Source organism: Streptomyces laurentii (genome assembly GCF_040635425.1).
Classification (GTDB): domain Bacteria; phylum Actinomycetota; class Actinomycetes; order Streptomycetales; family Streptomycetaceae; genus Streptomyces; species Streptomyces laurentii.
Genome location: NZ_JBEYHT010000017.1, coordinates 40,100 through 53,325, shown reverse-complemented (window position 1 = coordinate 53,325; position 13,226 = coordinate 40,100). Strand labels below are relative to the sequence as shown.

Annotated in this window: 11 protein-coding genes; 7 read left to right on the top strand and 4 right to left on the bottom strand. The window is 70.8% G+C overall.

Annotated features, from left to right (window positions below; all coding sequences use genetic code 11):
* Positions 1 to 94: 94 nt before the first annotated feature.
* A complete protein-coding gene (locus tag ABZ693_RS13690; protein WP_435842414.1) occupies positions 95 to 910 on the bottom strand; it encodes a pyrimidine reductase family protein in 816 nt (271 codons plus the stop codon).
* 63 nt (positions 911 to 973) lie between these two features.
* On the opposite strand from ABZ693_RS13690, the gene zapE reads away from it, so the two are divergent.
* From zapE to ABZ693_RS13675, 3 genes are all read left to right on the top strand, one after another.
* Complete coding sequence (gene zapE / locus ABZ693_RS13685) at positions 974 to 2,068, top strand: cell division protein ZapE (protein ID WP_359876093.1); 1,095 nt, start codon at positions 974 to 976, stop codon at positions 2,066 to 2,068.
* A 32-nt stretch (positions 2,069 to 2,100) separates the two neighbouring features.
* The gene (locus ABZ693_RS13680) at positions 2,101 to 2,526 is read left to right on the top strand and encodes an OsmC family protein (RefSeq protein ID WP_359876091.1); all 426 of its coding nucleotides are present in this window, start codon (positions 2,101 to 2,103) and stop codon (positions 2,524 to 2,526) included.
* A gap of 209 nt (positions 2,527 to 2,735) precedes the next feature.
* The gene (locus ABZ693_RS13675) at positions 2,736 to 4,160 is read left to right on the top strand and encodes an alkaline phosphatase PhoX (RefSeq protein WP_359876089.1); all 1,425 of its coding nucleotides are present in this window, start codon (positions 2,736 to 2,738) and stop codon (positions 4,158 to 4,160) included.
* A 59-nt stretch (positions 4,161 to 4,219) separates the two neighbouring features.
* Here the strand turns inward: ABZ693_RS13675 and ABZ693_RS13670 are convergent, their stop codons facing one another.
* Entirely contained in the window at positions 4,220 to 5,410 is a 1,191-nt protein-coding gene (locus tag ABZ693_RS13670; RefSeq protein WP_359876088.1) for a cytochrome P450, read from the bottom strand.
* Between the two features lie 198 nt (positions 5,411 to 5,608).
* On the bottom strand, positions 5,609 to 6,550 hold the full coding sequence (locus tag ABZ693_RS13665) for an oxidoreductase (protein WP_359876086.1): 942 nt from the start codon (positions 6,548 to 6,550) through the stop codon (positions 5,609 to 5,611).
* Positions 6,551 to 6,696: 146 nt separating this feature from the next.
* On the opposite strand from ABZ693_RS13665, the gene ABZ693_RS13660 reads away from it, so the two are divergent.
* The 3 genes from ABZ693_RS13660 to ABZ693_RS13650 are packed head-to-tail and all read left to right on the top strand — an operon-like array spanning position 6,697 to position 9,138.
* Positions 6,697 to 7,335, top strand: coding sequence for a TetR family transcriptional regulator (locus tag ABZ693_RS13660; protein WP_359876084.1), 639 nt, complete (start codon positions 6,697 to 6,699; stop codon positions 7,333 to 7,335).
* A 16-nt stretch (positions 7,336 to 7,351) separates the two neighbouring features.
* A complete protein-coding gene (locus ABZ693_RS13655) occupies positions 7,352 to 8,224 on the top strand; it encodes a PPK2 family polyphosphate kinase (RefSeq protein ID WP_359876193.1) in 873 nt (290 codons plus the stop codon).
* Between the two features lie 23 nt (positions 8,225 to 8,247).
* Positions 8,248 to 9,138 (top strand): polysaccharide deacetylase family protein, encoded by an 891-nt coding sequence (locus tag ABZ693_RS13650; RefSeq protein ID WP_435842419.1) that lies wholly within the window; start codon positions 8,248 to 8,250, stop codon positions 9,136 to 9,138.
* 681 nt (positions 9,139 to 9,819) lie between these two features.
* Here the strand turns inward: ABZ693_RS13650 and ABZ693_RS13645 are convergent.
* On the bottom strand, positions 9,820 to 10,908 hold the full coding sequence (locus ABZ693_RS13645; RefSeq protein ID WP_359876080.1) for an acyltransferase family protein: 1,089 nt from the start codon (positions 10,906 to 10,908) through the stop codon (positions 9,820 to 9,822).
* 454 nt (positions 10,909 to 11,362) lie between these two features.
* Between ABZ693_RS13645 and ABZ693_RS13640 the strand changes: the two genes are divergently transcribed.
* Positions 11,363 to 13,219, top strand: a complete 1,857-nt coding sequence (locus ABZ693_RS13640; protein WP_359876078.1) for a laminin G domain-containing protein — start codon at positions 11,363 to 11,365, stop codon at positions 13,217 to 13,219.
* Positions 13,220 to 13,226 lie beyond the last annotated feature (7 nt).

Here is a 13,226-nt window from a genome sequence, read left to right as displayed (position 1 = left end):
TCCTTCCCCGTGCCCGCACGGGATGCGGGACCGGGGACTGCGAGGGTAAGTCTGCCCAGCGCAAAGTAAGCGGAACGACTAATTCCGCCGATTGTCAGATCCGACGGTAGCGGGTGAAGAGGAAGCCGTCCTGCTCCAGTACCGATGCCACGGCGAAGCGTTGCGGAACCGCGATCACCGGGCCCCCGGCGATCCGCTGCGCACCGCCCGCCGTCATGGTCGGCGACAGGCTCAGGCACAGCTCATCGAGCACTCCCGCCGCCACGAACTGGCCGAGCAGCGTCGGCCCGCCCTCGGTCAGCTGGCGCCGCAGCCCGCGCTCGGCGAGCGCCGCCACCGCCTCCAGCGGCTGGACGTCACGGCCGTCGCCCGCGATCACCACCTCCACGCCCGCCCGCTCGGCCTCCGCCCGGCGCTCCGGGGAGGACGCGGCACCGGTCAGGACCAGGGTCGGCACCAGCGGCTCGGTGAACAGCGGCAGCGAGAAGTCCAGCTCCATCGAGGCCGTCACCACCGCGATCACCGGCGCCGGGCCCTGCCCCGCCGCAGCCCGGCGCTCCGCGAAGGCCTCCCGCGCCCGGGCGGGACGGTAGCCCTCCTGCCGTACGGTCTCGGCGCCGACGATCACGACGTCGGCGAGCGCCCGCAAGGTGCCGAAGACCCGCATGTCGGCGTCCGAGGACAGCGGCTGGGAGCGGCCGTCGTGCTGGCCGGCGCCGTCGAGCGAGGAGACCATGTTGGCGCGCAGCCAGGAGGCACCCTCCGGAAGCGGGTCGGGGTACGCGTAGGCGTCGGCCAGCTCGTCCAGGGTCCACTCCCGGTCGGCGCCGGTCACGGCCGCGTCCGCGGAAGCGGAAGAGGTTGTACCGGCGGTGTCACCGGCCGCGCGCGGCGGCGTCGTGGATGTCATGTCCGTCACAGGGAACAGGCGTCGCATCCTCGCAGTCTGACATGGCGCTTACAGTGGATAACTGTGTCGACCCGTGCCATAACCGAAGCGGCGCCCATCGAGGCCGCCCCGCTCTCGCTGTGTTCGCGTGAGCCCCACGTCCCCGCCGACCGCCTGGTGGCGGAGATGGTGCCGCCGCCCCGGTTCGACTCGGTGCGTTTCGACACGTACATCCCGGACCCGAACCAGCCCAGCCAGACCCAGGCCGTCCAGGTCCTCTCCGACTTCGCCGCGGGCCTCGGCGGCGCCCACGCCTCCGGCGAGGGGCGGCGGCGCTGGTTCTCCCGCGCCCCGAAGAAGCCGGCCGCGGCGGCCGGACCGCGCGGCGTCTACCTCGACGGCGGGTACGGCGTCGGCAAGACCCACCTCCTCGCCTCCCTCTGGCACGCCACCCCGGCCGAGCCCGCGCTCAAGGCCTTCGGCACCTTCGTCGAGCTGACCAACCTGGTCGGCGCCCTCGGCTTCCAGCAGACCGTGCGCACCCTCAGCGGACACCGGCTGCTGTGCATCGACGAGTTCGAGCTGGACGACCCGGGCGACACCGTCCTCGTCTCCAGCCTGCTCGGCAAGCTCGTCGACGAGGGCGTGGCGCTCGCCGCGACCTCCAACACCCTGCCGGGCAAGCTCGGCGAGGGCCGGTTCGCCGCCGCCGACTTCCTGCGCGAGATCCAGGGCCTGTCCGCGCACTTCCGGCCGCTGCGGATCGACGGCCAGGACTACCGCCACCGCGGGCTGCCCGAGGCCCCCGCGCCGTACGACGACGAGACCGTCACCCGGACCGCGTACGCCACGCCGGGTGCCTCCCTCGACGACTTCCCGCACCTGCTCGATCACCTGGCCAAGGTCCACCCGAGCCGGTACAGCGCGCTGACCGAGGACCTGACGGCGGTGTGCCTCACCGACGTGCGGGCGGTCCCCGACCAGTCGACCGCGCTGCGGCTCGTCGTGCTCGCCGACCGGCTCTACGACCGCGAGATACCCGTGCTCGCCTCCGGCCTGCCCTTCGACAAGCTGTTCAGCGACGAGATGCTGAACGGCGGGTACAAGAAGAAGTACTTCCGGGCGATCTCCCGGCTCACCGCCCTCGCGCGGGACGCGAAGGGGCTGGTGGCGCAGTAGCTTGGGCCGTACCCCAAGCGAAAGGGATACACATGGCCACCGTGCGTCACGCCCACACCGTCTGGCAGGGCGACCTCATGAAGGGGGAGGGGGTCGTCAGCCTCGACTCCTCCGGCATCGGCAAGTACCCGGTCTCCTGGCCGTCGCGCGCCGAGCAGGCGAACGGCAAGACCAGCCCGGAGGAGCTCATCGCCGCCGCGCACTCCGCCTGCTACTCCATGGCCCTCTCCCACGCGCTCGCGGGCGCCGGGAACCCGCCGACCCGTCTGGAGACCAAGGCGGACGTCACCTTCCAGCCGGGCACGGGCATCACGGGCATCCACCTGTCCGTGCGCGGCCAGGTGGACGGCATCGACGCGGCGCAGTTCCAGTCGTTCGCGGAGGACGCGAAGAAGAACTGCCCGGTGAGCCAGGCGCTGACGGGGACGACGATCACCCTGTCGGCCGAGCTGGCTTGAGCGGGGGCCGCCTTCTCGGCCTGAGGCTCCCTGAGTCTCTTCTCTGAGGTTCCTCCCCGAGGCTCTTCCTTGAGGTTCCTCCGTGAGGTTCTTCCTTGAGGCAGCGTGTGGCCCGCGTGGTTCACGTGTCACCACCGTGCGTGGTACACACATGCGGGTCACACGTCACACCCTTCTCTGTTCCTTTGCAGAAAGCGGGTCGTTGCCTCATGTTCGCCGAACGTTCTTCCGCAACACGACGTCAGATCCTCGCCGGGACGGGCGCGTCCGTCGCCGGCATCGCCTTCGCCGGCGCCTTCTCCGAACTCTTCGCGGGCACAGCCGCGGCGGCCGGGGGCGGCACTTCGGGTGGGGGCCCTTCGGGTGCCGGTCCGCTCGGCGGGAACCACGCCGGATACGGTCCGCTGGTCGCCGACCCGGCCGGACTGCTCGACCTGCCGGCCGGCTTCTCGTACAAGGTCCTGTCGCGGCAGGGCGATCAACTGCGGTCCGGCGAAGGGCTGGTGCCCAGCAACCACGACGGCATGGGCGCCTTCGCGGGCCGGCGCGGCCGGGTGCACCTGGTGCGCAATCACGAGAACCGGGCCACCGGACTGATCGGGGTGCCGACCGTGGCCGGTCTGACGTACGACCCGGGGGCCAAGGGCGGCTGTACGGTCCTGGAGCTGGACGGGCGCGACAACGTGCTCGGCGAGCGCGTCGGCATCGCCGGGACGGCGGTCAACTGCGCGGGCGGGCCCACCCCTTGGCGGACGTGGCTGACCTGCGAGGAGACCGAGGACCGGGCGGGCACGAGCGGCTACACCAAGGACCACGGCTTCATCTTCGAGGTCGACGGCGCCGACCCGCACCGCACCGGAGCGGTCCCGCTGACGGCGATGGGCCGCTTCCAGCACGAGGCGATCGCGATCGACCCGCGCAACGGGATCGTCTACGAGACGGAGGACGCGTTCGACAAGCCCTTCGGCCTCTTCTACCGCTTCCTGCCGAACAAGCCGCTGGGCGGGACGGGTTCGCTGCGCGCGGGCGGCGCGCTTGAGGCGATGCGGGTACCGGGGGTGCCGGACCTGTCGGTGGTACAGGAGCCGGGGACACGGTTCGAGGGGATCCAGTGGGTGCCCGTACCGGATCCGATGGCGGCCGAAACCCCCATCAGGAACCAGGACTTCGGATCGAAGGGGATCACGCACGCGCAGAAGCTGGAGGGCTGCTACTGGGGCGGGCAGGCGGTCTACTTCGTGTCGTCGTTCGCCCGGGCGAAGGACGGCTCGGCGGCGACCCACTACGGGCAGGTGTGGAAGTACGAGCCGGGGCCGCGCCGGCTGACGCTGGTCGTGGTCTTCGGGCCGGGCACGAACGTGCGGCTGCCGGGCGAGTCGCCGGACAACATCTGCCTGGCGCCGACGGGCGGCCTGATGGTGTGCGAGGACGGCGAGGGCGCGCAGCACGTCTTCGGCGTGAGCAGGAAGGGCGAGGTGTACGCGGTGGCACGCGGGGCCCAGAACATCGGCACGCCGGAAGCTCCGGAGTGGGGCGAGTTCGCGGGCGTCACGTTCTCGCCGGACGGGGCGACGATGTACGTCAACTGCTACACGCCGGGGACGACGTTCGCGGTGACGGGGCCTTGGAAGTAACCGGGGCCTGATGACCGGGTGCCGCGGGCGGGGTGGGGCCGCCCACGGCATCGCTCCGCCTACCAGGTGACGGGCAGTTCGAGCATCCCCTGAATGGTGTCCCCGGGCTTGAACGGGATCCGGTCGGCGGGGGCGGCCAGGCGCAGACCGGGCAGCCTGCGCAGCAGTGTGCCCAGCGCGATCTCCAGTTCGATCCGCGCCAGGTTCTGCCCCAGGCACTGGTGGATGCCGAAGCCGAACGCCACATGGTGCCGGGCCGAACGCGACCAGTCCAGGGTGTCGGGGTGCTCGTACACCGAGTCGTCCCGGTTGATCAGGGACGTCGGGAACACCACGCCCTCACCCGCCCGGATCACCTGGTCCCCGACCGGCACGTCCTCACGGGCGACCCGGACGAGCCCGTCCGCGATGGACAGGAAGCGGAGCAGTTCCTCCACGGCCGCCGGGACGAGCCCCGGGTCGGCCCGCAACTCCGCTAGCCGCGCGGGGTGTTCGAGCAGCGTGTACGTCGCCAGCGAGATCATGTTCGCGGTGGTCTCGTGCCCCGCCACCAGCAGGACCGTGGCGAACTGCACCAACTCGTCGTCGTCCGGCCTGCCTTCCTCGCGCTGCCGGGCGACCAGGTCGTCGATCACCCCCTCGCCCGGGTCGGTCCGCTTGGTCTCGATCAGCTCGCCGAAATAGCCTTCCAGCGACCGGAACGCCTTCTCGATGTCCTCGGCGGCGGGACCTCGCAGCAGCCGGCGCGACTGCTCCTCGAAGAACTCGTGGTCTCCGTACGGCACCCCGAGCAGCTCGCAGATCACCATCGACGGCACGGGCAGCGCGAACGCGCCGACCAGTTCGGCCGACGGCCCGGCCGCGATCATGTCGTCCAGCAACCGGTCCACGATCGCCTGGATGCGGGGCCGCATGCTCTCGGCCCGCCGCAGGGTGAAGCTCGGGATCAGCATGCGCCGCTGCTCGTTGTGCTCCGGGTCGTCCCAGCCGAGGAGCGCCCCGCGGCGCTGTCGGCGCAGCGACTCGGACCGCTCGGTCGGCAGCGGGAAGTCCTCCCGCGTCGAGTCGGTGGACAGCCGCTGGTCCCCGAGCAGCGCGCGGGCGGCCTGGTGCCCGGTCACGAACCAGACCTGACGCCCGTTCCACAGCGTCACCCGCGACAGCGGACGCTCCTCGCGCAGGGGCTCGTAGGCGGTCGGCGGGTGGTAGGGACAGCTTCGATTCTGAGGAAAAGCCACGGCTTCGGTCATGAAGGACCTCGCAGAGGGCGGTGGTGGATCTCGGTTTCTGTTGTGGCGCCGCTTCCACTACATGCCCGAGGCACCTATTCGGTCCATACACACTTCGGCCAAACCGCCGGATCGGGGTACCTCCATCCGGCGGAGGGCGACGACCACCGGCGTCCCCCCTCGACGCCCCGCGCCGCGACCCCGCCCCGACCCGCCGCGTCACCCGAGCGGGTAGCCCACCCCCGTCAGCCTCTCCGACAGCTCCCACAGGCGGCGGCCCGTCTCCGGATCCGTCGCCGCCGGCGCGAGCGCGACCCGCTTCGGCGCTCCCCGCAGCTCGCCCGGTCCGCCCGGGCCGAAGAACGCGCCGCTCCCGGCGTCCGGCGCGGTCGCCGCGTGCAGCTGCGAGAAGGCACCGGTCTCGGACGACTGGGCGAACAGCGGACCGAGGATCCGGCCGAAAAGCAGGCGTATGGCGGCGACCGGGGTCTCGGCCTGGAGGTGCGTGGCGGCGTAGCCGGGGTGCGCGAGCAGGCTGCGTACGGGGTTTCCGGCGGCGGTCAGACGGCGGTGGAGTTCGTGGCCGAAGACGGCGTTGGCGAGTTTCGACTGGTTGTACCAGCCCATCGGCGAGTAGTCGCGGGGGCGACCCCCGCCCTCCAGGGCGTCGAAGTGGATGCCGCCCTTGCGGTGCTGGACCGAGCTGACCGTGACCACGCGGGGTGCGCTCCCGGCGACGAGCCGGTCGAGCAGCAGCCCGGTGAGCGCGAAGTGGCCGAGGTGGTTCACGGCGAACTGCAACTCGTGGCCCTGGGCGCTGCGGGTGTACGGGGGCGCCATCAGGCCCGCGTTGTTGACGAGCACGTCGAGGCCCGGGTACTCGGCGCCCAGGGCCGCCGCGCACTCCCGTACCGAGTCGAGATCGGCCAGATCGAGCCGCTGGACATCGAGCCGGGCGGCCGCTCCCGGGATCTCGTCGGCGAGTGCGCGGACGGCGGCGCGGCCCTTCGCCTCGTCGCGTACGGCGAGGACGACGTGGGCGCCATGGCGGGCGAGGGCCCGGGTGGTGGCGAGGCCGAGACCGCTGTTGGCGCCGGTGACGACGAAGCGGCGTCCGGTCAGACCGGGGATGGCCGCGGGGACGCTCGAAGATTTACCCATGCGACACACGCTGCCGTTGGTGTCACTTGGTGTCAAGTTTTACATTCGGTGTCGGCGACAGGTCTAGGATCGGCACCATGACACCCCCTTCCGTCCCCTCCCCCTCCCCCTTCTCCGCCTCTGCCTCCGCCTCTGCCTCTGGGCCGATGAGTCTGGCCGAGCGCAAGCGGCTGCTGGTGGCCACCGAGCTGACCGAGGCGGCGCTCCAGCTGCTGGCCCTGAAGGGGTTCGACGCGGTGACGGTGGACGAGATCGCGGCGTCGGCCGGGGTGTCGAAGCGGACGTTCTTCCGCTACTTCGCGTCCAAGGAGGACGTGGTCGTCCAGTTCCTGTCCGGGATGGGCGGCGACATCCGGGCGGCCCTCGCCGCCCGGCCGGCCGGGGAGGCGCCGTCCGTTTCACTGCGGCACGCGGTCGCCGTACCGCTGGCCGCCTGCACCGACCGGCACCCCGAGCACGCGGCCCGCGCGCTGCGCGTGGTCCGGCTGATCCTCCGTACGCCCGCCCTCCTCGCCCGCTTCCTGGAGCTCCAGGCGGCGTGGCGCGAGACGCTGGCGGAGGAGCTGGCCGGCCGCCGGGGGCTCGATCCGGCGGCCGATCCGTATCCGCGACTGGCGGCGGGGACGGCACTGGTCGCCTTCCATACGACACTGGAACTGTGGAGCGACAGCGACGCGGAGAGGGACCCGCTGGAGCTGCTCGACCGGGCGTTCACGATGGTGGCCCCGGCACTGGACGCGCACGATCGGGGGGAGGCCGCCGGGCGGGCGGCCGGGAAGGGGTGACACGGTGCCGAAGAAGATGAACGGGCCCGGCGGGGGCGAGCGGCCGTCGGTACGGGAGCTGCTGCGGGTCCCGCTGGGCGAGCGGGTCGACCTCTCCGCGTACGACACCGGCGGGACCCCCGGCGGCACCTGGGCACCCCAGAGCAAGGCGGTCGGTCTCGCCGCCACCGAGGCGCTGGCACCCCGGCTCGCCGCGCTCCAGGAGCGGCTGTTCGCGTCGAGCACGGCGGGTGACCGGCGCCGGCTGCTGCTGGTCCTCCAGGGCATGGACACCAGCGGCAAGGGCGGCACAGTCAAGCATGTCGCCGGGCACTTCAACCCGTCCGGCTGCCGCATCCGGGCCTTCAAGGCTCCGACTCCGGAGGAGAGCGAACACCCCTTCCTGTGGCGGGTCGCCCAGGCCGTTCCCCTGCCCGGTGAGATCGGCGTCTTCGACCGTTCGCACTACGAGGACGTCCTCGTCGCGCGCGTCCGCGAGCTCGCGACGCCGCCCGTGATCGAGGACCGCTACGGCCAGATCGCCCGCTTCGAGCAGGCCCTGGCCGACGAGGGCGTGACCCTCGTGAAGGTCTTCCTGCACCTGTCCCACGAGGAGCAGCGGGCCCGCCTGCTCGAACGGCTGGACGACCCCGACAAACACTGGAAGTTCAACCCCGGCGACATCGACGACCGCGCGCTGTGGCCCGCGTACCAGGAGGCGTACGAGATCGCCCTGGAGCGGTGCGCGACCGACCGTACGCCCTGGTATCTGGTCCCGGCGGACCGCAAGTGGTACCGCAACTGGGCGATCAGCTCCCTGCTCCTGGAGCATCTGGAGGAGTTGGATCCGCAGTATCCGAGGGGGGACTTCGACGTCACGGAGTGCCGGAGACGGCTACTCACCGCATAATCAGCTAATTTCCCCAGGTGACCATTTCTGCACGAAGAGTTGCGTCGATTGCCCTTTTTGGCGCCTTTCTTGTCGGCTGCGCTGGAGGCGGGAGCGCGACCGGCCCGTCCACTCCCCCGAAGGCCGCTGTCCCTGAAGTCAGCGCCAGCGCCGCGGGAGCCCGCCCCGCCCCGGACCACCCGGCGAGCCGGCCGGCCGAATCCGTCCGCAAGGCACCCCCCACCCTCCCCCCGGCGGCCGGCGGACTCACCCCCGTCTACACCCACCGGGCCAAGAGCGCCGAGAAGGTCGTCGCCCTCACCTTCGACGCCGACATGACCGCCGACCAGGGACCGCGCGCGGCAGGCGGCGAGCACTTCGACAACCCGCAGCTCATCGCGACCCTGCGCCGCCTCAAGGTGGACGCCACCGTGTTCATGACGGGCCGCTGGGCGCAGGAGTACCCGGACCAGGCGAAGTCCATCGGCAACGACCCGCTCTTCGAGGTCGCCAACCACTCCTTCAGCCACTACGCCTTCTCGACCCCCTGCTACGGCCTGCCGACCGTCGAGCGGACCGAGATGGCGACCGACGTCCAGCGCGCCTTCGACGCCTTCCGCGACGCCGGGGTCACCCATGTCGTGCCGTACTTCCGCTTCCCCGGCGGCTGCTACGACGACGCGGCCCGCCGCGCCCTCGCCCCGGCCCGGGTCACCGCCGTGCAGTGGGACGTGGTGAGCGGCGACGCCTTCGCCACGGACGCGGACGCGGTCGCCGACGAGGTCCTGTCCGGAGTGAAGCCGGGCTCCCTGGTCGTCATGCACTGCACGCGCAGCGCGGCACCGGTCACGGAGGAGGCGATCCGCCGCATCGTCCCGGAGCTGCGCGCGAAGGGCTACCGCTTCGTCCGCGTGTCGGAACTGATGAGCCGCTGAACGAAGTCCCGAGGCGGGCGCTGTCGGAGCTCGCCCTCGCAAAGTCCGGGGCGGAGAGCGCCGTCGGCCTCGACCTCTCCGCGGGCACCGCCACCATCCGCCGAACCTTGCAGCGCACCACCGAGCGGAGTGCCGTGTCGGCCTCCGCCCAACCGCCAGCCTTCCGGACACGAACCGGCTGTGTGTGCGTCACCGATTCCAGCACCCCGTCCGAATGCGCGGTCACCTCACTGAATTCGGTGCGTATCGACGGGACATCGACGGTCTTATCGGTCTTCTTGGCTTGCTCGACGGCAAGGCTCTCCGGTGTATCCACGGCCTCCGGTGAATCAACCTCCCGGGACTCGTCGCCGCCTGCCGACACCGCGGGCCCCTCCGGTGCACTGTCCACCCAGGAAGCTTCCCCCGAGAGTGATACGGCAGTCACAAGAAAAAGAACTGCCGCAGCCTTGCTCACTCTGCGGACAGGTCTCCAACGCACACGTTTCGAACGCACGAGGGTCCCATCCCTCAGTTACAGATGTACGGGGGCATAAAAAGCGCGCCAGTGTGACTGCGTCAACACCCTTCGTCACATTGACGGTGCGTGACATCTCGCCATATCCGGAACTACCGGGACAAGATCACGAGGTGAAACGGAATTCCCTGCACCGCAACGTGATGCAGGTCACAGAGAATGCGTTACTTCCGCCGGTGGGACCCGGTGACGCAAGTCGACTCCTCCGGGCGGAAGAGCCAGTTCAAGCGGGGCTCGACCAGCGGGCGCAGCAGGAATTGGACCGGTCGCGTGCACAGCAGCAGAGAGAGGGCGACGCAGAGGACGGTGAGTGCCGCCAGGCCGGGCAGGCCGCGGACGAAGGGGTGGTCGAAGAAGCCCGCCGCGAACGCGCCCTGGCGGATGAAGGCGTGCAGCAGGAAGGCGCCCATGGTGCCCGCGCCGAGCGAGGTGAACCAGGCGCGGCGGGCCGGGACGAGGGCCAGGAACGCGGCGGTGAGGACGAGGCCGGCGACGAAGATGATCCCGGCTTCGAGGGCCCACCGGGTGTAGCCGATGTGGAGCTCGGGGGCTCCCTTGCTCCGGTAGAGCCATACGGCCTCCAGGTCGGGCGCGACCTTGTAGGCCGCCGCGCCGGCGACGACGAAGACGGCGACCGCGGCGCCCTTGACCCATCGGGTCTCACGCAGCCAGGCGAGGTGCCGGGGGTCCAGGGTGAGGCCGAGCACGAAGTACGGGAGGAACTGCAGGACACGGGTGACGGACAGCTGGGCGCCGAGAGAGAAGGCGCCTGCGGCCAGGAAGACGAGGGTCGCCACGGTCACCGGGGCACGCAGATTCCGCCAGAGCGGCACGGAGAGGCGCCAGAGGAAGAGGGCTATCAGGAACCAGGTGACCCAGACCGGCGTGAGCGGCTGGATCGAGACCGGCTTGTCGTTGACCGCGCCGGTGAAATACGCGAGGAGGATTCCCCACACGAGGAAGGGGACCAGGACGCCGCTCACCAGTCGCCGCATCTGCCGGGGCTGAGCGGTGAAACTGCGCGAGAAGTAGCCCGATATGAGAATGAACGCGGGCATATGGAACGCGTAGACGAGCAGGTACAGCGCCTTCGCGACACGCTGCCCCGGCTGGTCGATCAACGGCTCCCAGAAATGACCGCACACCACGAGGACGACGGCCAGCAGCTTCGCGTTGTCGAAGTACGCGGCGCGCTCGGGTGGAGCGGCCGGCGCGGGAGCGGAACTCTGGACCGGTGGCGCGAGCTGGGACACGTGCTTCCTCGGGTGGTGACGGTTCGGGCGGCCGCTCTGCGAGCGGGCGACGGGCCCCGGTCCACACCGATGACGGTCCCGGTCGCCGGGCCGGCCTCGGCCCCGCGCTTCGGAAGCGGACCGTCCGGCTGGTGGCCGACGGAGCGGAAGGGCTCGCTGCCCGGCGAGAACGCGGATCATGGAGGCCCTGCCCCGGCCCTCACCGGAGACGCCTTCCTGACGGGGCAGCGTACCGGGCCCTGCCTGCGCGCCCGCTGTCGGGGCGCCCTGATGCGACCTTCGCGAACGTTCGAAGCGGGACCAGCGTGAAAAGGACTTGAAGGGCCCTGTCGCGGACCTGTGTCATATGCCAGATTGTGTACGCACTGTGAAGCGCATATGACTCTTTGGTGGGGGCATGAACATGAAGAGTGGGCACGTTCCTCGTGTCCGCAGGCCGAGGCGGCTCGCGACCATGGCCTTGGCCTTGGGGCTGACAGTGAGCACCCCCTCGTTGCTCGCACTCTCGGCGAGCAGCGCCCAGGCGGCGTCGCGGGTGACGGCCGGCCAGGACGGGCAGGGGCAGCTCGTGGGCCCCGAGTCGCCGGTTGTGAAGTCCAGCTCGGTGTACGCCCCGTGTGTCACGGGCGGCGCGTGCGAGGCTCTCGGTGGCCCGAACCAGGCGGGATCGTTCACCTTCGGCACGGGCGTCGACGGAACGGGCACCCACTACCAGTACCGGTTCTCCTACGAGGATGTCTGGAGCGATTGGACGGCCTTCAGCGACGGATCGTTCACCGTCGGCGTCCTCCCCCCGATGTCCGGCACCTTCCTCCTGGACGTCCGGGTCAAGGACGCCCAGAACCGGGTCGGTGCGGCGACGGTGAAGTTCCTGGTCAAAATGGGATCCGCGCCTGTCGGCAAGTGGAACTTCGACGAAGAGTCCGGGGCGGCGGTGGACCGTTCCACGGACGACCCCGCCCTTCGGCACGACCTGGCCCTCGCCGGCTCCGGCACGAGCCGTACCGATCACGGCCGCCAGGGCGAACTGACGGCACAGGACGGCACCAAGACGCAAGACAAGGCGCTGGCCCTGACCCGTACGAGCCAGGGCGCGGCATGGACGGCCGAGCAGGTCGTCGACACCCGGGCCTCCTACACCGTGACGGCGTGGGCGCGACCGGAGACCACCGGTACCGAGGACTTCGCGGTACTGGCACAGGACGGCTCCCACCAGAGCGCCTTCTCCCTGGGCTACTGCGGTGACGTCCGCACCTGGTGCGTGCGGCTGCCCGACGAGGACACTGCGGACGGCGGGATCGGTACACGGCGGGTCGACGCGCTGCACGCGCCGCAGCCCGGATCGTGGACCCACCTCGGCCTCGTCGTGGACGACGCCACGAAGAAGGCTCACCTCTACGTGAACGGCGCGCCGCAGGGCAGCACCGACATCGCCGCGCCCCTGTGGGCCTCGGCCGGTGGCCTTCAGATAGGACGCGCCAAGCACTCCGGTTCGTACACGGACCACTTCCCGGGCGAGATCGACGAGCCGACTGTCTGGCAGCGCCAGCTGTCCCCGCAGGAGGTGGCCACCGAGGCGGGCCTGACAGGCGAAGGTGGCCATGCCTCCGTCGAACTGGTCGCCTCCTACAGCCCGGCCGGTGCCACCGGCTCCTCCCTGCCCGACAGCAGCGGATACGGCAACACACTGACGCTGTCGTCCGCGACCTCGCTGAACGGCGAGACCATCGGCTTGGACGGGGTGGACGACTTCGGCTCGACCGAGCGCCCGCTCGTGGACGACACCGGCTCCTTCACCGTCGCCACGGCGGTGGAGGTGGACACCGAAAAGCTCTCCGACCTGCCCAACGGGTCCCGCACGCGGGTTCTCGGCCAGCAGGCGGGAGCTGCCGGGTCCTCGTGGGCCGTCTGGTTCGAGAAGGTCGGAATGATCGACGACACCAGCACGCCTCCGGTGATCGATGAGGAGACCGGCGAGCTCATCTTCCAGAAAATCCCCGTCGGACGCTGGCACTTCGGGCGTCCGGCACCGGACGGCACCGTCGTCTCCGTGGCCAGTGAGGAGCTCGGCACCCCGAAGGGCAGAGTCGGTCTCACCGGGGTCTACGACGCCACGACGAGAACCATCAGTCTCTATGTCGACGGTGTCCGGCAGGTCACCCCGAGAGCCTACAACGCGACGGTCGGTTCGGGCTTCTCCGTCGGCACGGCCTGGGCCGGGAGCCACGTGCCCGTCCGGATCAGCGACATCCGGGTCTGGGCGGGTGCCGTCAGCAACGCCCAGCAGGTCGCGGACGTCGTCGGCTACTGACCCCGGT

What these genes read in the sequence shown, in the direction of transcription:
- ABZ693_RS13690 (WP_435842414.1), bottom strand. Translation starts at nt 910, where the DNA reads ATGACATCCACGACGCCGCCGCGCGCGGCCGGTGACACCGCCGGTACA.
- ABZ693_RS13680 (WP_359876091.1), top strand. Translation starts at nt 2,101, where the DNA reads ATGGCCACCGTGCGTCACGCCCACACCGTCTGGCAGGGCGACCTCATG.
- ABZ693_RS13675 (WP_359876089.1), top strand. Translation starts at nt 2,736, where the DNA reads ATGTTCGCCGAACGTTCTTCCGCAACACGACGTCAGATCCTCGCCGGG.
- ABZ693_RS13670 (WP_359876088.1), bottom strand. Translation starts at nt 5,410, where the DNA reads ATGACCGAAGCCGTGGCTTTTCCTCAGAATCGAAGCTGTCCCTACCAC.
- ABZ693_RS13665 (WP_359876086.1), bottom strand. Translation starts at nt 6,550, where the DNA reads ATGGGTAAATCTTCGAGCGTCCCCGCGGCCATCCCCGGTCTGACCGGA.
- ABZ693_RS13660 (WP_359876084.1), top strand. Translation starts at nt 6,697, where the DNA reads ATGAGTCTGGCCGAGCGCAAGCGGCTGCTGGTGGCCACCGAGCTGACC.
- ABZ693_RS13655 (WP_359876193.1), top strand. Translation starts at nt 7,352, where the DNA reads ATGAACGGGCCCGGCGGGGGCGAGCGGCCGTCGGTACGGGAGCTGCTG.
- ABZ693_RS13640 (WP_359876078.1), top strand. Translation starts at nt 11,363, where the DNA reads ATGGCCTTGGCCTTGGGGCTGACAGTGAGCACCCCCTCGTTGCTCGCA.